The following is a 21,651-nucleotide window of genomic DNA, read 5'->3' as shown; positions in this document are numbered from 1 at the left end:
AAGTTATATACCCTAAAAAAAGGTTGTTTTTATATATTAAATTATAGTATTATTTGAAGTAGTTATTTTTTTTGTTAATGAAGAAAAATATAGTAGAATAATAAATTTTAGTTTTGATTGTAACATATTTGTTTTTTGAACTACCAATAAGATGTAACTAACTAAAGTGAATAAAGAATTAGAACATAGTTTTGTAACGAACCTTGAGCAAAATCAGAATATTGTTCATAAGGTTTGCCGAATTTACACCAGTGATCAGGATTCGCATAATGACCTGTTTCAGGAAATTACAATTCAGCTCTGGAAAGCTTATCCAAAGTTTAGAGGAGATGCTAAATTTAGTACCTGGATGTATAGAGTGGCTTTAAATACGGCTATTACATTATATCGTAGATCAAAAAGAAGTCTTAAGACGACGGATATTGATACGATGAATTTTAGAATTAAGGCAGAAGAGTACGATGATGAAGTAGAGCAACAATTAAAATTAATGTATGCTGCTGTAAAACAACTTAATGATATAGAAAAAGCTTTGGTTTTTTTGTATTTAGAAGATAAATCATATAAAGAAATCGCTGATACTATGGGTATAAGCGAGGTAAATGCTAGAGTGAAAATGAATAGAGTTAAGACAAAATTGAAAAAAATATTAAACCCATAACCCCATGGATGAATTAGAATTATTAAAAAAAGACTGGCAGAAGCAAGAAGCCGCCCTTCCTAGGTTATCGTTTGAAGAAATTTATCAAATGATATTGAAAAAATCTTCTTCAATCGTGAAATGGATTTTTGTTATTAGCGTATTAGAATTTTTATTGTGGGCTTCAATTGACATTGCCGTAAGACTTAGTGGCAAATATGATGGTTTAGAAGTAGCTGGACTAGAAGGTTTTTCGATTGTTTCAACAGTGTTATCCTATTCTATTTTAATTTATTTTATCATTCGATTTTATCTCAATTATAAAAGGATTAAAACAACAGATTCTGCTAAAATATTAATGCAAAATATTTTAAAAACACGCAAGACGGTTAGACATTATATTTGGGTAAATATTAGTTTTCTTGTCATTACTACAATGAGTATAGTAGGGTATTTAACCTTTTTCACAGATACATATTCACAACAGTCTGCAGATGAAGATATACCAGTTTTCTTAGTAATAGCAATTACAATCTTTGTTATGGCAGTTACAATTGCGTTTATAGCCTTATTCTATAGATTGATTTATGGCATCTTAACGCGTAGACTTAAAAATAACTACAATGAACTTGAAAAACTAGAATTGTAAAAAGACTATTTATTCTCGTTAAATGCAGAGGGTAGTAATTGAGGAATAAACTTTACCAATAAAGGAAGCAAAAGACTACCCCCTGGTAATATAAATATTGCTAAAGAAGGAATCGTTTTGCAAATATCAAGCAATTGCTGCTTTACTTGTTTTTTTTCTTCTTTAGATAAGTCTCTCATAGCAGATTGACCTAATAAAATCATAAGATCTTTACTTTCAGAAATTTCTTTTATAAGACGTTTTTTATTTCTAAGAATCAAAACACTTACTGTTCTTGAAGTCTGTTGATAGAAATGTAACGCTGGATGTGAATAATTAAAAAATGTAATATTCTCTTTATGATTTTCTATAAAAGTATATACATCCTTAAGAGAATCCAGAACCAGACTATTGGGTAAAGTAAGTACTGCTCCCAGTGCAGAAATAAAGTCCTGCTCTCCTTTATCTAATTTTATATCATTCCACACCGCGAGACAAGTAAGATCAAGAATATACCTTTTCTCTAAATCATCGGTATACTCATCAAGGTCTATATGATCAAAACTGGCTTCTTCTTCTGTCGAAACACTAGTATATCGAACAGAAGAAGCAAATAACTTTACCAATAACTCATCATAGTCATCTTTTTTTTCTTTAGAATTTAAGGCTAAAAAAACAGTGTTTGTTAGGGTTTCTTCTAACTTAGCAGCATATTCTATAGGATCTTTATCATGAATCAGATAATGTTCAAAAGCTAGAATATCAATAAAAAGTAATGCATTAGTGAGTAAATGGCTAAAGTTTTTCTTGAAAATAGATTCATTGGTTTGAATTCTAGTATGAATGATTTTTTCTAGTTTTTCACTTTTACTAGTTGTAAGTGCGTTAACAAATGAAAATAATGATTTTTTGGTATCTAAAAAACCGTAAAAATGAATCAGTGCATCAATACAATCGTCTTTACTTCCATTTTCTATAGTATCGTGGTACGTAACAATTAATGCAGTAAACAAATTGATTTTAGTACGCTCTTCTTCAGAGTATGTAATACTTGGATTATGCGGTAATATAGTCTCAATCGAAGTACCATAAATAAATCCTGCTTTTTTTAAATCTAGATACAACCTATCAAGAGATATAGAATAGAGTATTTTGTTCTCTTCCTGTTCTCGTAGAAATTTATCAATCCAACCTAGAGTTGATGGATTCATAGGCGATACTGTTTGTTACAAAGTTAGTTTTATTTTATCAAATGCTTTACCGAAAATTTGTTTACATATCGTTGAGGATTTGGTTACTTCTCATTTAACTAAGTTTCAAGGTATAAATTTTAGAAAGAATTTGTGTTAACAAATATTTAACAATCAAATAAAAACCATTAGATATTTCTTCTCGTAGATATTGCTGTAAACTTTAAAATTAAAAAAATGAAACGGATTAAAAAAACAAACTTATTTATTATTGGAGGACTGCTTTGTATTGGGGTAGTCTTAACAGCAGCTGATCATCTAGATGCTCCAGCGGTTTCGGGAACTACTGCAGATATCACAGATTTTTATGCTTTTGAGGCTGCAAATCCTGATAATACAGTTTTTGTAGCAAACGTACAAAGCTCTTTAGCGCCTGCGGGTAATGATGCTACATTTGACGAAAATGTATTGGTTGAAATAAACATAGATAATAATGGTGATCTCGTAGAAGATCTTGTAATTCAGGCTATACCAAGAAATGGAGTTATGTACTTTTTTGGACCTTATCAACCTTCTGCCACTGGTTTAAATAGTACAATTAATGATCAAACTCAATACTTAGGCGAAGTTGCTATCAGTTCTGGTGCAAATGCAACTACTTCTTCTGATAATGGAATTTCTTATTTCGCGGGATTGCGAGAAGATCCGTTCTTTTTTGATTTTAGTCAATTTAATCAGGTAATAGGTGGTATGGCACCAAACGGATTTAATAATCCGGGGAATGATGATTTTGACCAAACAAATGTGCTGTCTATTGTTGTAGAAGTACCTAATTCTTTACTAGGAGGGACATTTAGTCATCCTGCAGGAACAGGAGTAGAGGTGTTTAATGCTTGGGTAGAGGCTAAAAGAAAACAATAATAAAAATAAAAATATAGATTATGAAACTTAATAAATTAAAAAATATAATAGCAGTATTTGTTTTACTAACAAGTTTAATGAGTTGCGGAAACGACGATAATACAACAGGACCTGAACCTTTAGATTTTAGTGGCACTTTTGAACAAGAAGATCAAATGGGGAGACCAGGTATCAATACTGTATTAAGTGGAAGTTCATCAATTAAGGATGATTTTAATATCACAGTTCCTTCAGAACAAGGAGCAAAATTTCAACCCTTATTTTTAGATCAGGCGGTAGCTTTACACGCTGCATTTGGTGTTGAGTATGAAAATAACATTTTAGGATTAGATGCCACAACGCTAACAACAATATTAGCTTCTGATGTATTACAGGTAGCTCCGGGAGCGCCAACTACATATTTTGATGGAACTAATATTTTGACAGGTAGAAGATTAACCGATGATGTTATTGATATTTCTTTAATACTAATATTTGGTGGTCAAAATGGAGATCGATTTAATGGACAGGATATTGATAATGATGGTACACCAGACTTACCAATCTTAGTCACCGATGGTGTGAGTAGTGCTGGAGAAACACCGTTAAACGTATTTCCTTATTTAGAAGCTCCTCATAGTTTATAAACGAATAAAATACTTGCCTTCTGTCATTTTACGGATTTTGCAAAATGTACGCTATTAAGTGGCAGGGGTAAATGTAACTTCAAAAAACAAAACAAATGAAACCTATATATTATATCTGCATCGTATTACTTGTGGCAATTACAACTTCATGCCAAGAACCGAGTCAAGTAGTTACAAATTCAAATGATTATGTTAAATATTTATCGCACAATAATCACCAAAATATTAATGAAACAAATAAGAAATTAAATTTTTGGAACACAAAAATAAAAACAGATAGTATACAATTACCGGCGATGATTGCAGTAGCAGGTGTATATTCTGAGATGTTTCAGTCAACTGGAAATATTCAATTTTTAAAGCAAGCAGAGCAGGTATTGGTTAAATCTGTAAAAGTAGCTGCCATCAAAAAAGAAGGATACTTACTAGCATTAGCTAGAAATTACATTTCACAACATCGATTTAAAGAAGCAAAAAATGCTGCTCAAGGTGCTTATATTCTAAATCCAAATGCATCGGCAAAAATGGTACTGTTTGATGTTTCTATGGAGTTAGGTCAATACAATGAAGCTAAAAAATACTTAGAAGAAATAGCCGATCAAAGTAAGTATAATTTTTTAATTCGGTTAGCTAAATGGAACGATTACAAAGGTGATCTGGACGCAACGATACGCAATATGGAAAAAGCTAAAACAATCGCAGAGCAGAGTAACAAGAAAGGGTTAATGCTATGGTCATACACAAACCTTGCTGATTACTATGGTCATGCTGGTAGAATTAAGGATTCATACGATTATTATCTAAAAACATTAGAAATTGATCCATCTAACGCCTATGCAATGAAGGGTATTGCTTGGATCATTTATTCATATGAACATAATCCACAAGAAGCTTTAAGAATTATAGATGCCGTTACAGAGTCGTATCAAAGTCCAGATTACTTTTTATTAAAAGCTGAAATTGCAGAATTTCAAAAAGATCATTTAACAAAAAAAGGAAATCTTATAGGGTATAAATATGCAATTGCTGATAAGAGATATGGTAAAATGTATAATACATACAATGCAATGCTTTTGGCAGAGGAATATCAGGATTTTAATAAGGCTTTAGAAATAGCCGAAGAAGAAATTGATAACAGACCCACTCCACAGTCTTACGATTTAAAAGCACATATTTTGAATTTAAAAGGAGAGCATGAAAAAGCTTTAGAGATAGCAGAAAAATTTATTATTGGTAAAACATTTGAACCTGAAACGCAGTATCACATCGCTGAAATTTACAAAACAAATGGATTTCAAAATAAAGTAAATACAATCAAAAAAGAATTAATAGAAAGCGCTTACGAGTTGGGACCTGTTTTATCTCAGAAAATAGCAAAACTCTAAAAAAAGAAGGTCTGATGAAAAAGTTTCGTATACTACTAATGTTGTTTTTTATATCTGGATTGGGATATACCCAAATGATAACAGAAGAAAAACATAACCTAGAAATACCTGTAGATATTTTTCATGATTTCCAAATTGAGTTATATGCTAATAAATTTGAAAAAAGACCATTTGATATTGTAAAGACTAACATATTAGGTTTTAGAACCAATACAATCGAGTTAAACAATAATAACTCTAGAAATAAAAAACTTAGTATTATTCCAAAGTTGCAAGTAGATTATTTTGAATATGTTGAAAATGATTTTGATACAGAGTACTCATCTAATATGATCATTTTACCTAAAACTAATATAGTTTTTATGCCAAGTGAATACTTTGCGATATCTCTAAACTCAGGGTTAGGATTATATAGTCATAACAATATAGCCACCACTACTAATACAATAGCAAGATCATATGGATTAGAGTTAGGAGTAACCAGAGTGCTTTCTCATCAAATTTTGATAGGTGCTAATGTTTGGTATTTTAATTTAAATAATGGATACACATATGTTGATGATCAGGATATTGCAAATTTAGAATTAGATGATCAAAGATTGGGGATAGATTTTAATGCTTCATATCAACTAAATAAATGGTTATCTATTGATTCTAAAATGATTTTTGCTAGAGGTATTGTTGGGTTAGAGAATAATAAACCTTCTTTTGTAAATGAATTAAGTATAGAAGGAGGAATAATGATAGAAAACTATAAGAATTTTTCAGGAGGATTGCGATATAGATATTTTGACAATATTAGCGCTATAGATAATCAAAATACCAATAAATACCTGGTTAATGATATTACATTAGAGTATACCATCAAAGCTATAAAGTTTGGAGTTACTTTAGAGAATGTTTTTAATACCAAATGGGAAGATCCATTAGTTGCTACTTCGGCAAGGTTAACAGATGCATTAGAGACTACAGATGAAACGTATATACTTCAAGACAGGCCATTTTTAATAGAGGCGCAAATAACCTATAATTTTTAAAGGTATTTTAATATAATAATTTTGAGTTTTATTTTTTGATGTTTGTTAAAAGCTTGTTCACCCTATTATGAACAAGCTTTTCGTTTTATGAATATTTATTTATGGTTGTACTAATAATCACTAAAATAAGTTCGAACTTAGCAATTACTACTTTAGATGTACACTAATTTAAAAAAAGCATACAATGAAAAGTTTGTTGTTTATAGTTTCCATATTCCTTTTAACGGCTTGTCAAAATACAAAACAAGGAAATTCGGAGTATCAAAATATTGAAATCGAAAAATTAACTCCGGAATCTGTAGTACACGAAAAATTGACAGAAAAGCAGTTGGGAAGCATAAAAAGAATTCATGAAACATTTAGAGAAGTATATCCGGTTTCTTTAGAACAAACAATAACAAATTTTAAACGAGATCAACATCCAGATAATGAAATTGAAGTTTGGTTAGCTATGGCCGATTCATATAAAGAGTTTTCTTCAAAAAATAGAGGAGATGATCAATTAGAAAAACGAAAGGAAGGATTTAAACTGATCTTAATGAGATCTATGATGTCTGAAGAAGAAGTTTTAAAACAAATTGATGTAAAACTTATAAACAATAAAGAAATTATTGAAATTTTTGACACGTATAAATTGGGGAAAATTCCGATTAAAATAGAAACACATTAAAAGTATTTTATGGTGCTATTTTGTTAAAAATCAAATAATTATTTAAGTAAACTCTAGTTTTTCAAGAAAATGTTTAAAAACAGTTAGTGTTTGTCTAAAGCGATGTTGAGTACAACTTGAAGTTTAAAGATGTTATCCACTATTTTATTTACTATGAAATAAGATGAAATATTTTTCAAGTCCTAATTTTTTTTAATTTTGCTGAACTTTTAGGGAAACAATTTAAACTTTTTAATTTTTTATTATGAAACAAAATTACATATTACATTATTGTTTAATCGCTTTGTTTTTAGCTTTTTCTTCTTGTAGTAAAGACGAAAGTGATATTACAGAGCAACAACCAGAAAGCGTTGTTGCCGAACCGGATTTTGTAGAAAATGATGGTTCTCAAGGGTTAGAAGGTGATGAAAAAAGAGCAGAAGAAGAGGAAGCTCCATTACTTGCTGAAACTAATCAAAAAGGATACTGGAATTATGATTATACATTACTTAAACCTTCTGAATTATCGCAGAGTGATGTTAAAAATCTAAGGTGTAAAGAATCTAAAGTGATGCCTTTATTAGTTGGGCAAAACAAGAAAAAAGTAGGTAAAGTTATTGTATCTAATGATGATGAAAATCTATACCTTACTTTTAAAGCAGACAAGAATAAGTTTATGAAAAAGGTATACCTATATATTGGGGAAAAAGGAAATATACCTTTCTATTCTAATGGTTTTCCAAAATTATGGAAATTTAACTTCAAAGCCTTTCCTTACTATTTCGGAGGAACAAAAAAAGCTACTTATGTAATACCATTATCTTCAATCAATTTAGATTGTTTTGAGATCGTAGCATACTCTAAAGTTTATGATAAAGATAGTAATTGTCTTTATTCTGCTTTTGCGTATAACAAAAACTTGACTCAAGAGTATTATTATTCTTATTATTCAGGATGTTTTTATTATAAAGATTGGGTGAGATCTTTTGAATACTGTGTTCAAAAATGTGAAGCTGAATGTATTCAGGCGTATGGATATCATGATGCTTGTGGTATATGTGAAAATGACGTTTTCAATACTTTTTTAGCATATGGCTTTATAGCAGGTCAAGGAGAAAGAGGTTTTAATATCGAGATTTTAACCAATCCTAATGGTTGTGATATAAGTAATAGTACCGAGGTAGGGCGTATCAATGTATCTTCTATTAGTGAAACAAAATTAAGGATCAAGTATGAGTTAGATGCTGGGTATGAAATGTGTGAATTGAGCTTTAGCTACGGAGCTTTTAGATTTACAACTCCAAATAATGTTTCTCAGCAATTTGATACTCCAACAACAACATATAGTTTTGAAATCGATAAGCTTACCGGTACAAATATCTATATGAATAGTGAAGCTAAAATTACAGAGGTAAGTAACTAAAACAAACAAAGGAAAAGTTTCCTTAAAACATAGATACTAAAAACTAAAACAGAGGTAAGAATATAAATCTTGCTTCTGTTTTTTTTTATTAAAATTAAAATGTATTTCTAAGTTTAGTAAACGTAAAAAGATTTAAGAATCAATTATTCCTAAGGTGTATAATTGTTCTAAAGTAGGCGATTCACTACCACCTTCGGGTTCTAAGGTAATACCAAATGCTTCTGATGCATTGGTGTTTTTAAGACTAAAGATTTTTTGATCGTCTTCAGAGAAGTTATTTAAAACTCCAAGACTAGTTGGTGTAAGAGGGTCTAATTTTAATGACCATACTTGGTATACTTTGCCAGGTGGAGGAGTAGGTAATCCAGCAACATCTATATATGTCACTTGTTTTTCTTTATCCCAATATACGGCTGCATAAGCACTAGGGTCAACCTGCTGTGCTTTTAAAGGTATTTGTATAATATCTTTGTTTCGTAATACATTTAATAGGGACTTTACCTTAGAAAGATCCTCTTCAGCTACATTTATTTTACCTTCAAGTAAGTTTTGTTCTATTTGATTAGTTACAACTTGCTGTTGCAATTTTTGATTTTTATTAAATTGAATAAATAATCCAATTAATAAAGCAACAGATGCAGCCCAACCAATATATGCAGCCCAATTTTTTGAAGAACGATTAATTGGTATAACAGTGTTTTTATCTGTTGATTCTTCTAGTTGTGACTCAATTTTATGGTATAAAGAATTTACATTAGGAGAAGCCATAACACTGGATAATTGTTGCAGTGTTTTTTCAATACGCTCAACTTCTTCAACAGCTTCAGGATATTCTTGCAATATCTTATACACCTCTTCGTTCTCTTTTTCAGAAAGAGAACCATAGACATATAATTCTAAAATACCAGATGATATGTATGCTTTAATATCCATGTATAGCCTATACTTCCAATGTTTTTTTTAGTTTATCAATACAAATTCTATTTCTCGTCTTAACCGTCCCCAGAGGAATATCCAATTCTTCAGCCGTTTCTTTTTGAGTAAATCCTTTAAAAAATAAAAGATCAATTACTTTTTTACAAATCGGTTCTAAAGATTGAATATATTTTTTGATCCCAATACTATCAATTTTACTAACAAAGTTAGTTTTGTCTTCTAGTATATCTACGAAAGAATCGACGGTAAGGTTTTGTGTTGTGTTTTTATAACTTTTAGATCTTGTTTTATCAATAGCAGCATTTCGTGCTATATTAAGAATCCAAGTAAAGAACCGACCTTTTTTTTCGGAATATAAAGGAGCTTTATTCCAAATTTTTATAAATACATCCTGCAGTACTTCTTCAGAAAGAGTATCGTCTTTCAAAATAGTATTAATAATACCATATACATTTTCAGAGTACATATCATATATACTTTTAAAAGCATTTTGATCTTTATTCTGTAAAGCTATGATTAGTGCTGTGGGTTGCATTAAGTTTATCTACAATAGATTGGGAAGATACTGTTTTCGTTTAAGAAAACAAAAAAGAGGTTGTATAAAACAACCTCTTTATATTTTTTAGTAAAAAGAATAGATTACTGGATTATTCCTCCACAACTTACTCTACTTCCTGCGGCACCAGAAGGTTGAGAAGTAAAATCATCTGTGCCTTGATGAACAATAATAGCTTTGCCAAGGATATTCTTTTTATCGTCGTCACAACCAATACACCATTCGTTAGTAGAAAAATTGATTACTCCATGACCATGTTCATCGACGTTAAAATTTCCAATATCGCCAGCGTGATAACCTTCTTTAGCTCCCCATTTACCATGAGGTTTTAATGAAGGATTCCAATGTCCACCAGTTGATTTACCATCGGGAGACGAACAATCTGCCTTTTCATGAATATGGATAGCATGTTCACCTTCACTAAGTCCTGTTAATTCTGCTACCATATTTACTAATCCTTCTTCTTCAATAAAAGAAATTTTACCAGTAACATTACTATTACTTTTAGATGTTAAATTGATTTCTATCTTTTCAATTGTATTCGACTTTTTGATATCAGTCTCTTGATTAGTAACTTCCTTTTTATTCTCTCCTTTGCAACCTAAAATAAGGGTTAAAAAGATAAATGATATTAATTTTACGATTTTCATAATCCAATATTGCTTATAAATATTACTTTTTACATGCAATTTAATTATTTTATATATTAAATCGGTATTAATTACCTAAATAAGGACTTACAGAATTCTACTTTCTACTTTTTGCCAGTTTATTATATTTATAATATTATTGAGGTAATCACCTCTTTTATTTTGATATTTTAAGTAGTATGCGTGTTCCCAAACATCAATTCCTAGAATTGGGTGTCCTTGTTTTTCGGCAACTGTCATTAAAGGATTATCTTGATTTGCTGTTGAGGTAATGAATAACTTTTTATCTGTATCTTGACATAACCATGCCCATCCAGATCCAAATCTTTTCTTACCTGCATTTGCAAGTTCACCTTTAAAGGCTTCTATAGAATTAAAGTTTTTAATAATAAGTTCCTTAAAGGCGTCAGACATGCTTCCTCCAGGGGTTAAAATATCCCAGTATAAAGAATGATTAAAATGTCCGCCACCATTATTTCTTACTCCTGCAGAAAGGTTTTTACCTCTTAATATATCGGTAATATCTTTACTTGTATTAGCGCTTTCTTCAAGTGCTTTGTTTAATTTGTTAACATAACCTTGATGATGTTTTGAATGATGAATCTCCATTGTCATTGCATCTATAGTATCTGGAAAAGCATCATATCCATAACTCAATTTAGGTAGTGTAAATACAGATGAAGCTTTTTCAGCAACCACGGGTACAGTTTCGCTTTTATTTTCTTCTTTTTTTGTAGATGTACATGACGATAAAACCATCGAAGGAACGGCGGCCATACCTGTTGATGCGATTATTGTAGTTTTAAGAAATTTACGTTTGTCCATTATTTAAGAGATTTAGTGATATTTAAAAATACATATTATATTAAAGAACATCAAAGATTAAAAAATCTTATTTAAAGTTTATAATATATTTGATTGCAAGTTCTTTTTTTAGATAGTTCTATTCTTATTATTGATTGATATTTTCTTTAGATTGTTTAATAACTAAAAAAATTGGTTGATCTTAACGTAAGAATTTATGATTGTTTTTTAGTCTATAAGATGACGTATTCGCCTAAACTTTTTGATTGTTACCTTTCTTAAATAAGTGTAATATTTACGGATATGGATTTCTGAATATCTTGTTTAAACTTTATTTCTTTTTGTTAATCAAATTCAAGTTTTTTTATACCCTGAACTAACGTTAGTTAAATTTTTTTTAAAATTTAATTCGACAGGTTTACCGTAATACAAAAAAGGGATAATTATTATTTTAAATACCTCATTCTGAATATTATGGATTTGATTATTTGAGTTAGCCCAGTGTTGGTAGTAGTTAATAGGTATTTTTAGACTCGTTGTTGTTTTTTTAACAACATTAATAAAAAAAGTTCAATATATGTGTTAATTTATGGTAATTTAATACGTCTTTCTCAGTGATTGTTAAATATCATTAGATTTTCTTTAATTTTGTTATACACAAACTCAAATACTAATTTTTATGAAAAAAGTCTACTCGTTTGCCGTATTAATTCTTTTAATCGGACAAACACTTTTTGCACAACAGGACATAGAAACAGCTGTCCTTAACCATTTCAAAGCAGAAGCTGCCGCAGCTAACGATGCAAAATCTTCAACTACTAATGATTATTCAGAATTTAAAATCACAAGTACAGCATCATCCTTAAAACCAGGTTTAGTTCATGCTTATATTACACAGTACCTTAATGGAACACCAATTGTAAACGGAACATATAAAGTTTCTGTAGAAAATGGACAAGTTACTTATGCAATAAATCAATTTGTTCAAGATGCAGCTTCTAAAGTAGTAGCGGCTAAATCTTCTAGTACACCAGAAGCAGCAATTGGAGTTGTGGCAAGAATGCATAATCTTGCTCAACCAAAAAGTCTTTCAAAAGCGGTTATCCAAAAAAACGGAAATGATGTTTTTGAATTTAAAAATTCTGGGATAACAGAAGATGAAAAAGCAATTACAGCTAAGCAGGTTTATGTATATCATAATAATGAGTTACGCCTTGCTTGGAATGTAAACTTATATGAAAAAGGAGGAGAAAACTGGTGGGATAGTTATGTTGATATTTCTACTAATGAAATACTTCATGAAAACAACTGGGTAATCTCTTGTAACTTTGATGCACCTGGTCATGAATCTCACGACCATAACGAATCAGTACTAATTGATGCTAATAAAATAGGTCCTTTAACTAAAGCGGCTACAGCGGCATTGGCACCAGATTCATATAACGTTTACGCAATGCCATTAGGAAGTCCTGATGAAGGAAATAGATCTATAGTAACAGATCCTGCAAATACAACAGCTTCTCCATTTGGATGGCATGATACAAATGGTAGTGCAGGAGCAGAGTTTACTATTACTAGAGGTAATAATGTTTGGGCTCAAGATGATAGTAATGGAAACAACGGAACAGGTTTTTCACCAAGTGGAGGCAGTAGTTTAGATTTTAGTTTCCCAGTAAATTTAAACCAGGCACCAAGTAATTATAGAGATGCTTCAATTACCAACTTATTTTACTGGAACAATATTATGCATGATGTATGGTATCAGTATGGTTTTGATGAAGCTAGTGGTAATTTTCAAGAAAATAACTACGGTAATGGTGGATCAGGAAGTGATTCTGTAAATGCTGATGCACAAGATGGAAGTGGAACAAATAATGCTAATTTTGGTACACCACCTGATGGAAGTAATCCAAGAATGCAAATGTTCCTATGGAATAGAACAAACCCAGGAAGAGACGGAAGTTTCGATAATATTATAATTGCGCATGAATATGGTCATGGTATTTCTACAAGATTAGTAGGTGGTAGAAATTCTAATACACTTGGTGGATCTGAGCAAATGGGAGAAGGATGGTCTGATTGGTTCGGATTAATGCTTACTATGAAAGCAGGAGATAGAGGAACCGATGGTAGAGGAGTTGGACCTTACGTTTTAGGGCAACCAGTTGATGGAGCAGGAATTCGTCCTACAAGATATTCTACAAACAGATCTATTAATAATACAGATTATGCAGATATAGGTGGTTTAGCAAGACCTCATGGAGTAGGATATGCTTTTGCAACTATTTTATGGGATATGACATGGGCGCTAATTGATCAAGAAGGGTTTAATCCAGATTTTTATAATGGTACAGGCGGTAACAATATCGCAATGGCATTAGTAATCGAAGGATTAAAAAATACTGCAAACAATCCTGGATTCGTTTCTGGTCGTGATGGTATTCTTCAAGCTGATCAAGATTTATATAACGGACAATACAGATGTTTAATCTGGAAAGCATTTGCAGAAAGAGGAGTTGGTCAAGATGCTAACGAAAATAATAATGGCGGTTCTAACGGTCAAACTGATCAAACGGTTTCATTTGTAAACCCTTGTGATGGTGGTGGACCTGGACCAGGCGGAGATGATTGTACTGGAGATGTTACATCATTCCCATTTGCTGAAAGTTTTGAAACAAACTTAGGGTTATGGAAAGATGCTACTTCAGGAGATGATTTAAACTTCACTAGAAACTCTGGTGGTACTCCATCAAACGGAACAGGACCAAGTAGTGCAGTAGATGGTAGTACATATATCTATGTAGAAGCATCTGGTAATGGTACTGGATTCCCTAACAAAAGAGCAATATTAAACTCACCTTGTTTAAACTTTAGCGGACTTACGTCACCTAGCCTTACTTTCCAATACCATATGGTAGGTAGTGCTATTGAATCATTAACCGTAGAAGCAAGAACCGATAATACCGGAAACTGGGTAAGCGTATTTAATAGAGCTGGAGCTCAAGGAACTAACTGGAATGCTGCAGACGTTGATCTTTCTGCATATGCAGGAAACGCTAGTGTACAATTACGATTTAATGTACTAACTGGTGATGGAGGTCAAGGTTGGCAAAGTGATATAGCTATAGATGCTGTTAGTATTCAGGATGGTACAGGAAATCCTGACCCAACTTGTGATGCACTAAGTTTTAATGATTTCACAATCTCTCCTTTCTCTAATCAAGATACAGCAACAGGTAATAATGCAACAGTTATTAATGGAGGTGCAGGATTATCAATGTCAAATAATACTTGGAAATTTATTGCTCTTAACTATACTGTTACGGCAAATACTGTAATAGAGTTTGACTTTAGCAGTACAGCTCAAGGAGAAATCCATGCAGTTGGTTTCGAAGATGATAATACACTAACACAAACTCGATATTTCAAAGTTCACGGTACTCAAAGTTATGGAGTATTAGATTTTGATAATTATGCTGGTGGTACTACTACGTATACAATACCTGTTGGTAATTTCTATACAGGTAGTATGGATAGATTAGTATTTATTAATGATAATGACGCTGGTTCTGGAAACACTTCTGTATTCTCGAATGTGAAGATTTATGAAGGATCTTGTCCAGGATCATCTGTGGTGGCAAGTTTTGGTCCTACAACACCAACTTTAGGAACAGAAAATGAAGGAGCGTTTGCAATGAGAGTTCATCCTAACCCATTATCTAAAGGAAGCTCATTACAAGTATCTATTTCTGGTAAACAATTATCAGAAACACCATATTCTATAATAAATATTATGGGACAAGTTGTTGGAAAAGGAAAATTAAATAATAGTGGCTCTATCAATGTGAGCCGTCTGGGGGCAGGTATGTATATACTTAAAGTGCAAGACTCAACACAACGCTTTATTATTCAATAATTCGATTCGTTGAGATATTTCAAATTAAAAAGACCATCATTTTGATGGTCTTTTTTTTATTTATAAAATGGCAGTATTTTTATTTTCAATATATAATTGACGGTTTATTAAGATATGTTAATCATAGTTCAATTCATTGTTATGTTATGTAAAAGCCTTGGTTATCTGATTTAATAATTGATTAAGATTTAGAGTCGTGGTATGGTATTGTGTCGTTATGAGTTAACTTTATAATTGTAACCTAATGCTATACAACCATGAAAAAAATCTACCTACTTCTTGTAGTCCTGATAGGTGTACAAGTGCATGCTTCTAATGATAAATACCGACTAACATTGAGAGAGAATCCTGCCACAACTATTGTGATAGGGTGGAATCAAATCTCTGGTACCAATCCTACAGTATATTATGGTTCTGTAGATCATGGAACAAATTATAGTAACTATTCATATTCGATTACACCAAGTCGAATAGTCAACTACAGAGGTATGAATAATAACTTTGTGAGGTTATCAAGACTAAACCCAGATACGGCATATTATTTTGTGATTAAAGATAGTGAAGGAGTAAGCAAGCGATTTTGGTTCAAAACAGCACCATTAGAGAATGGCAAATTTTCTCTTATCGCAGGTGGGGATTCAAGAAATAATAGAGCACCTAGACAAAATGCAAACCGCCTGGTAGCAAAATTAAAACCGCATGCTGTACTTTTTGGCGGTGATATGACAGATAATGATAGTGATTCACAATGGAGAACTTGGTTTGATGATTGGCAATTAACAATTGCTAATGACGGAAGAATGTTTCCCATAATTGCAGCACGAGGAAATCATGAAAAAAGTAATCGTACTATCGAAGATTTATTCGATGTTCCTTCTTCCAAAATACGGTATGCAATAACTTTTGGGCGTAATATATTACGGACATATACCTTAAACTCTCTTAATGCAATTTCCGGAGGACAAACAGATTGGTTAAAAAATGATTTAAATGCACATCAGAATGTTATTTGGAAAATTGCTCAATATCATTTTCCAATTAGACCTCATGTATCTTCAAAAGGAGAAAATCTAATCGAATACGCAAATTGGGCTCGAGTATTCTTTGATAAAGGAGTGAAATTAGTGGTAGAATGCGATGCCCATACTGTTAAAAGTACTTGGCCACTTCGCCCGTCCACTAGTTCGGGTAGTGAAGAAGGTTTTAAAAGAGATGATAACGGTACTGTGTATATAGGAGAAGGAGGTTGGGGAGCACCTCTTAGAGAGAATGATGATATTAAAGGTTGGACTAGAGATTCTGGTAAATTCAATCAATTTAAATGGATTTTTGTAGACGAAGCTAAGATTGAAGCAAGAACCATTAAAGTAGACAATGCTATACACGTTGCAGAAGTGTCTAATGATAATGTTTTTGAGATTCCGAGTAATTTAGATATATGGAATCCTTCAAACGGGAGTGTCATAAAAATAATTAATAAGAACTTAAAAGCACCCGAACTAACAATTACTTCACCTAATCAAGGACAAAACTTACCAGGAGGTAATATTTATACAATTTCAGCAAATGCAGCAGATATCGACGGGCAGATAACTAAAGTTGAATTCTATCTTGATGGAAATTTGATAAAAACAGATAATGTAGCCCCGTATAGTGCACTTAGAACATTTTCTAATGGGGTGCATAAAATCAAAGTTATTGCTTTTGATAATCATGAACTGTGTACAGAAAAAGAAATTACCATAAATGTGGGGCAATTTTCAGGAAATCTTACTATTCCAGTATCTGATGGTTTTGATGATGTAGAAGAGAATGTTCTAGGAAAATTGTATGTAGACAGTAGTGATCTGGAACTGGTGTATGATAGTGGTAATGTTTTAAGTTTTCAAAAAGTCGGTATCCGTTTTCAAAATATTACGGTTCCAAAAGGTGCAGTTATTAATAAGGCGTATATACAATTTACAGCAGATGAATACCATCGAAAAAGAGCCGAGTTAGAATTCTCATTGCATGATAGTGATAACTCACCAAGATTTACGGATAGAGATAATGTTTCTGGTAGAGGAGTGGTTTCAAATAAAATAAGATGGAAACCCGATACATGGAGTTCAAATGAATCAGGCACTAAACAAAGAACTCCTGATCTTAAAGGTATGGTGCAACAAGTAGTAAATAGAAATGGTTGGATACCGGGTAATAGTATGAGTTTTATTATTAGAGGAAAAGGAAAAAGTACATATAGAACAAAATATAAGCGTGTTGCTCATTCCTATGAAGGAGATCCTAATAAAGCAGCTAGACTAGTTATAAACTATAGCCTTAATAGAGAAATTAAAGAGAATATAAATCAAAAAAGTAATACTATTACTACAATAAATAAGACTAATAGTAAGGATTTAAAAGAAATTAAAATTTATCCAAATCCATTTAATCAAGAGTTAAATATAACTATACCATTAACTGTAAATAGCGTTTTGGTACATATTTATGATACTAACGGCAGAATGGTCTTTTCAAAAAACAAAAGTATTAAGAATAATAATGTTAGCATTCGTCCAGAGGTTTTAGATAAGGGAATTTATATTATACAAGTTTTAGATTCAAAAGGAGGTTTGTTAATAAGGAGACAAGTTGTTAAAAACTAGTGTGTTATAAGTAAAAAAAAGTAAAGGCGGCCATTTCGATCTCCTTATATAAACAAAGGGTTAAGAGTTTTTTAGGGTTCTTTATATTTAAATTAAATTTAAGATAAATTAATAAGTGTAAAACAACTTTTTAACAAAGTATCATTATCTTCGATGTCACTAACCTTAACTCTTAAAAATGAAAAAACTCTACTTTCTGTTTGCAATTCTTATAGGATTGCAAACTCAGGCTTCTAATGGTAAATATCGATTAACATTACGAGGAAATCCTGCAACTTCGATAGTAATAGGATGGGACCAAACATCTGGCAGTAATCCAGTCGTGTATTATGGCACAACAGATTATGGCACAAATTATAGAAATTATCCAAATTCAAAAGCACCAAGCAGAACCGTTTCTTATAAAAGTATGAATAATACTTTTGCAAGGCTTACAGGATTGACTCCAAATACAGCGTACTATTTTGTCATAAGAGATAGTCAAGGTACAAGTAGTCGTTTTTGGTTTAAAACTGCACCTTCAGATAATAGAAGATTATCTTTTATTGCGGGAGGGGATTCTAGAAATAATAGAACTCCAAGGCGTAATGCAAATAGTTTAGTAGCAAAATTGAAACCACATGCTGTATTATTTGGTGGTGATATGACTAATGGTGATAGTAGTTCAGAATGGAGAACGTGGTTTAACGACTGGCAATTAACAATTGCTAGCGATGGAAGAATGTTTCCGATCATAGCGGCAAGGGGAAATCATGAAGATAGTAATAATAGTATTTATAATTTATTTGATGTACCATCATCAAGTGTGTATTATGCAATTACTTTTGGTAGAAACCTAGTTAGAACATATACACTTAATACAGAGATTTCTATTTCAGGAAGTCAAACAACATGGTTACGTAATGATTTAAATGCTAATACAAATACAGTTTGGAAAATGGCACAGTACCATAAACCAATGCGTCCACATGTATCTTCTAAAAGAGAAGGAAATAGCCAGTATAGTAATTGGGCACGTCTTTTTTATGATAAAGGAGTAAAACTTGTAGTAGAGTGTGATGCACATACTGTAAAAACAACCTGGCCTCTTCGTCCATCTACAAGTTCAGGAAATGATGAAGGCTTTAAAAGAGATAATGAGAACGGTACAGTATACGTCGGAGAAGGTTGTTGGGGAGCACCACTACGATCAAATAATGATAATAAAAGTTGGACACGGAATTCTTCTAGATTTAATCAATTTAAATGGATTTTTGTTAGCGAAAGCAAGATCGAAGCAAGAACAATAAAGGTTGATAATGCTTCTCAGGTTGGATCAGTTTCAAATAATAATGTATTTGCAATACCTGCTAATTTAGATATTTGGAGACCGTCTAACGGAAGCGTAGTCACTATCAACAAAGGAACCATTGTGGATCCAAACCCAGATAATGGAAGTATAGAAGTAGCCATTAGTAATGGTAATGATGATGTAGAGGAAGAAAAAGATGGAAGTTTGTATACTAATAGCAGTGATTTAGAACTAGTTTATGACTCAAGTAATACGAGTTATCAGGTAGTAGGGTTACGTTTTCAATCTTTAGGATTACCAAAAAATGCTACAATTACGAGTGCGTATCTTCAGTTTACTGCAGATGAAAGTAATAGTAGTAATGCAGAGTTAGAGATTGCATTACATAATAGTAGTAACTCACCATCATTTTCCTCATCTAATAACGTATCAGGAAGAACAACTTTTTCAAGCAAGGTTACATGGAGACCACAATCTTGGACTAGTAATCAAAGCGGAAGCCGTCAGCGTTCACCTAATTTGAAGACTATGGTGCAAAGCTTGGTAAACAAAAGTGGATGGACATCTGGTAATAATGCAAGTTTTATTGTAAGAGGAAAAGGGGTAAGTCTCACAAGTACATCAGCAAAAAGAGTCGCAGATTCATATGAAGGAGGAGCAAGTAAAGCAGCAAGGTTACTGGTAAACTATACCACAGATGGTAATACACCTCCTGATATTTGTGCAGGAATAGCACCTTGGCAAAGTGGTGTAAACTATGTAGAAGGTGATAAAGTTACTTATCAAGGTAATTTATTCGAACGTATTCCATCTGATTGGAAATTACTAGGCGCTTGCGGTACAACAAGAAATACAGGTAAAAATACAAATGGAATGTTTTTTCCTCCTTCCTTAAAAGAAACTATCACAACATTTAGAATACATCCAAACCCTTTTGATAGCATTATAAGTATAGATTTGCCTTTACTAAGAACTGATAAAAAATATACAGTTATTATATATGACGTTAGTGGGAGTTTGATCTTTAAAGAAAGCATCTTGCCGATATCACAAAATGACCATATAAAATTGAATCCTAATATTAGTCAATCAGGCATATACATGTTAAAGATTAATGATGAAAATGGAAAAACAATAAAGACCAAAAGACTTTTGAAAAGATAGAAATTGTAATTTTTAATCATTAGAATAAGACAGCTACTAATTTCATAATTAGTAGCTGTTTCTATTTCTCGTGGTTATGTTTGATCACTCCAAACTACTGAGGATATTTTCCAGTTTTGATTTATCTTGACAAATTGTATAGTCTTCATACCTTTAGACTCAAAAGGAATTCCGTTTGACTTTCCAGATTTTTGATAAAGACTGAAGCGGTGCGCTATCGTATCAAATACTTCGGTTGTATATGAAATTTCAAATTCATTAAAATCTACAAGTGTTCCATTAGTTAATATCTCTTCTCTTGGAATTATGAAATCTTCTAGGTTATAGATTTCTTGAGATTCATTTGAGTTATTTATTAATATTCCTTGTGTAATAAACAAATCCTTAACCTTTTTTACATTTGGAATTTGCCCATTAATATTTGAGAAAAGACTAAAAAAAGATGTAGTTAATTTGTCGATTTTACTTAGATCATTATTATATTTTGGCGGTGAAAAAACAAGAAGACTATCACCTTCTGGTAGATTTAGAGTTTTATCAAATCGAAGACCAATTTTGGTTAAAAGTTTTATAGATGCGATGTTATTAGTATCAGTAATAGCGATAATTTTTGGAATCTTTAAATTACTTTTTGCATAATGTAATGTGGCATAAGCTATTTCAAAACCATAACCTAATCCCATATAATTAGGGAGCATAGCAAAACCAATATCAATATTATCCAATATTTCTCGATTCACTAACCCACACATACCTATAGGAGTATTTGTACCTTTTAATTCAACTAACCAAAGTCCAAATCCGTTGTTCAGGTAACTTTGTATAGGACCATTTTTGAGGTAGTTTTTAGCGTCCTCGATAGTCTTAACTCCCTTATCTCCAATAAATCGTAACCAATTAGGAGAATTTAGTAGTTCCAAAATAAAAGAAGCATCATTTATATCAAATTCTCGAAGAGAAAGTCTGCTAGTTGTTAATATCGTTTTTGAAACCATTGTTATACTAGAATTATCGTTAATCTAAGATTGTGAATAAGAGTTAAAACTTAGAAGTAAAAATAGTTTTATGAAAGAGAAAACAGTATATAAACGTATTAAAATTTGACCGTAGTAGAAATAGAATTTCAGTTTTACTGAGAAAAGAAATTTTTAAAATCGCGAACAGTGTAAAATTAAAGGAGTAATTAAAAA

17 protein-coding genes are annotated in these 21,651 nt (G+C 31.6%); 11 read left to right on the top strand and 6 right to left on the bottom strand.

Annotated features, from left to right (window positions below; translation table 11 throughout):
* Window positions 1-166 precede the first annotated feature (166 nt).
* Complete coding sequence (locus tag AWE51_RS22205) at window positions 167-661, top strand: RNA polymerase sigma factor (RefSeq protein ID WP_066318420.1); 495 nt, start codon at window positions 167-169, stop codon at window positions 659-661.
* A 4-nt stretch (window positions 662-665) separates the two neighbouring features.
* Window positions 666-1,289, top strand: a complete 624-nt coding sequence (locus tag AWE51_RS22200; protein ID WP_066318417.1) for a hypothetical protein — start codon at window positions 666-668, stop codon at window positions 1,287-1,289.
* Window positions 1,290-1,294: 5 nt separating this feature from the next.
* Here the strand turns inward: AWE51_RS22200 and AWE51_RS22195 are convergent, their stop codons facing one another.
* On the bottom strand, window positions 1,295-2,479 hold the full coding sequence (locus tag AWE51_RS22195; RefSeq protein WP_066318414.1) for an LETM1-related biofilm-associated protein: 1,185 nt from the start codon (window positions 2,477-2,479) through the stop codon (window positions 1,295-1,297).
* 225 nt (window positions 2,480-2,704) lie between these two features.
* Between AWE51_RS22195 and AWE51_RS27155 the strand changes: the two genes are divergently transcribed.
* From AWE51_RS27155 to AWE51_RS22165, 6 genes are all read left to right on the top strand, one after another.
* On the top strand, window positions 2,705-3,379 hold the full coding sequence (locus AWE51_RS27155) for a DUF4331 family protein (RefSeq protein WP_082832585.1): 675 nt from the start codon (window positions 2,705-2,707) through the stop codon (window positions 3,377-3,379).
* A gap of 20 nt (window positions 3,380-3,399) precedes the next feature.
* Entirely contained in the window at window positions 3,400-4,005 is a 606-nt protein-coding gene (locus AWE51_RS27150; RefSeq protein WP_066318412.1) for a DUF4331 family protein, read from the top strand.
* Between the two features lie 95 nt (window positions 4,006-4,100).
* Complete coding sequence (locus AWE51_RS22180; RefSeq protein WP_066318410.1) at window positions 4,101-5,390, top strand: tetratricopeptide repeat protein; 1,290 nt, start codon at window positions 4,101-4,103, stop codon at window positions 5,388-5,390.
* A 14-nt stretch (window positions 5,391-5,404) separates the two neighbouring features.
* Window positions 5,405-6,427 carry a TonB-dependent receptor gene (locus AWE51_RS22175; protein ID WP_157766196.1) on the top strand — a complete coding sequence of 341 codons (1,023 nt, stop codon included), beginning with the start codon at window positions 5,405-5,407 and terminating at the stop codon, window positions 6,425-6,427.
* 184 nt (window positions 6,428-6,611) lie between these two features.
* Window positions 6,612-7,097 carry a hypothetical protein gene (locus tag AWE51_RS22170; RefSeq protein WP_066318407.1) on the top strand — a complete coding sequence of 162 codons (486 nt, stop codon included), beginning with the start codon at window positions 6,612-6,614 and terminating at the stop codon, window positions 7,095-7,097.
* Between the two features lie 244 nt (window positions 7,098-7,341).
* Complete coding sequence (locus tag AWE51_RS22165; RefSeq protein ID WP_066318406.1) at window positions 7,342-8,499, top strand: hypothetical protein; 1,158 nt, start codon at window positions 7,342-7,344, stop codon at window positions 8,497-8,499.
* Between the two features lie 132 nt (window positions 8,500-8,631).
* Here the strand turns inward: AWE51_RS22165 and AWE51_RS22160 are convergent, their stop codons facing one another.
* The 4 genes from AWE51_RS22160 to AWE51_RS22145 all read right to left on the bottom strand — a co-directional run bounded on the left by AWE51_RS22160 (window position 8,632) and on the right by AWE51_RS22145 (window position 11,466).
* Entirely contained in the window at window positions 8,632-9,432 is an 801-nt protein-coding gene (locus AWE51_RS22160; RefSeq protein WP_066318405.1) for an anti-sigma factor, read from the bottom strand.
* A 7-nt stretch (window positions 9,433-9,439) separates the two neighbouring features.
* A complete protein-coding gene (locus tag AWE51_RS22155) occupies window positions 9,440-9,970 on the bottom strand; it encodes an RNA polymerase sigma factor (protein ID WP_066318404.1) in 531 nt (176 codons plus the stop codon).
* Between the two features lie 104 nt (window positions 9,971-10,074).
* On the bottom strand, window positions 10,075-10,641 hold the full coding sequence (locus tag AWE51_RS22150; RefSeq protein ID WP_066318396.1) for a superoxide dismutase family protein: 567 nt from the start codon (window positions 10,639-10,641) through the stop codon (window positions 10,075-10,077).
* 87 nt (window positions 10,642-10,728) lie between these two features.
* Window positions 10,729-11,466 (bottom strand): superoxide dismutase, encoded by a 738-nt coding sequence (locus AWE51_RS22145; RefSeq protein WP_232517432.1) that lies wholly within the window; start codon window positions 11,464-11,466, stop codon window positions 10,729-10,731.
* A 658-nt stretch (window positions 11,467-12,124) separates the two neighbouring features.
* Between AWE51_RS22145 and AWE51_RS22140 the strand changes: the two genes are divergently transcribed.
* From AWE51_RS22140 to AWE51_RS22130, 3 genes are all read left to right on the top strand, one after another.
* Window positions 12,125-15,361: a M36 family metallopeptidase gene (locus AWE51_RS22140; protein WP_066318394.1), complete on the top strand. Its 3,237-nt coding sequence runs from the start codon at window positions 12,125-12,127 to the stop codon at window positions 15,359-15,361.
* A gap of 257 nt (window positions 15,362-15,618) precedes the next feature.
* Complete coding sequence (locus AWE51_RS22135; RefSeq protein WP_066318393.1) at window positions 15,619-18,006, top strand: Ig-like domain-containing protein; 2,388 nt, start codon at window positions 15,619-15,621, stop codon at window positions 18,004-18,006.
* Between the two features lie 178 nt (window positions 18,007-18,184).
* Entirely contained in the window at window positions 18,185-20,461 is a 2,277-nt protein-coding gene (locus AWE51_RS22130; protein ID WP_066318386.1) for a fibronectin type III domain-containing protein, read from the top strand.
* A 74-nt stretch (window positions 20,462-20,535) separates the two neighbouring features.
* Here the strand turns inward: AWE51_RS22130 and AWE51_RS22125 are convergent, their stop codons facing one another.
* Window positions 20,536-21,456: a GNAT family N-acetyltransferase gene (locus AWE51_RS22125; protein WP_066318382.1), complete on the bottom strand. Its 921-nt coding sequence runs from the start codon at window positions 21,454-21,456 to the stop codon at window positions 20,536-20,538.
* Window positions 21,457-21,651: the final 195 nt, after the last annotated feature.

It is taken from the genome of Aquimarina aggregata (genome assembly GCF_001632745.1).
In the GTDB taxonomy this organism is placed as follows: Bacteria; Bacteroidota; Bacteroidia; order Flavobacteriales; family Flavobacteriaceae; genus Aquimarina; species Aquimarina aggregata.
Note: the sequence above shows the minus strand (reverse complement) of the source record. Positions and strands in the feature narration are given on the sequence as shown.

What these genes read in the sequence shown, in the direction of transcription:
- AWE51_RS22150 (WP_066318396.1), bottom strand. Translation starts at nt 10,641, where the DNA reads ATGAAAATCGTAAAATTAATATCATTTATCTTTTTAACCCTTATTTTA.
- AWE51_RS22170 (WP_066318407.1), top strand. Translation starts at nt 6,612, where the DNA reads ATGAAAAGTTTGTTGTTTATAGTTTCCATATTCCTTTTAACGGCTTGT.
- AWE51_RS22195 (WP_066318414.1), bottom strand. Translation starts at nt 2,479, where the DNA reads ATGAATCCATCAACTCTAGGTTGGATTGATAAATTTCTACGAGAACAG.
- AWE51_RS22125 (WP_066318382.1), bottom strand. Translation starts at nt 21,456, where the DNA reads ATGGTTTCAAAAACGATATTAACAACTAGCAGACTTTCTCTTCGAGAA.
- AWE51_RS22175 (WP_157766196.1), top strand. Translation starts at nt 5,405, where the DNA reads ATGAAAAAGTTTCGTATACTACTAATGTTGTTTTTTATATCTGGATTG.
- AWE51_RS22135 (WP_066318393.1), top strand. Translation starts at nt 15,619, where the DNA reads ATGAAAAAAATCTACCTACTTCTTGTAGTCCTGATAGGTGTACAAGTG.
- AWE51_RS22165 (WP_066318406.1), top strand. Translation starts at nt 7,342, where the DNA reads ATGAAACAAAATTACATATTACATTATTGTTTAATCGCTTTGTTTTTA.
- AWE51_RS22155 (WP_066318404.1), bottom strand. Translation starts at nt 9,970, where the DNA reads ATGCAACCCACAGCACTAATCATAGCTTTACAGAATAAAGATCAAAAT.
- AWE51_RS22200 (WP_066318417.1), top strand. Translation starts at nt 666, where the DNA reads ATGGATGAATTAGAATTATTAAAAAAAGACTGGCAGAAGCAAGAAGCC.
- AWE51_RS22130 (WP_066318386.1), top strand. Translation starts at nt 18,185, where the DNA reads ATGAAAAAACTCTACTTTCTGTTTGCAATTCTTATAGGATTGCAAACT.
- AWE51_RS27150 (WP_066318412.1), top strand. Translation starts at nt 3,400, where the DNA reads ATGAAACTTAATAAATTAAAAAATATAATAGCAGTATTTGTTTTACTA.
- AWE51_RS22160 (WP_066318405.1), bottom strand. Translation starts at nt 9,432, where the DNA reads ATGGATATTAAAGCATACATATCATCTGGTATTTTAGAATTATATGTC.
- AWE51_RS22140 (WP_066318394.1), top strand. Translation starts at nt 12,125, where the DNA reads ATGAAAAAAGTCTACTCGTTTGCCGTATTAATTCTTTTAATCGGACAA.
- AWE51_RS22145 (WP_232517432.1), bottom strand. Translation starts at nt 11,466, where the DNA reads ATGGACAAACGTAAATTTCTTAAAACTACAATAATCGCATCAACAGGT.
- AWE51_RS22180 (WP_066318410.1), top strand. Translation starts at nt 4,101, where the DNA reads ATGAAACCTATATATTATATCTGCATCGTATTACTTGTGGCAATTACA.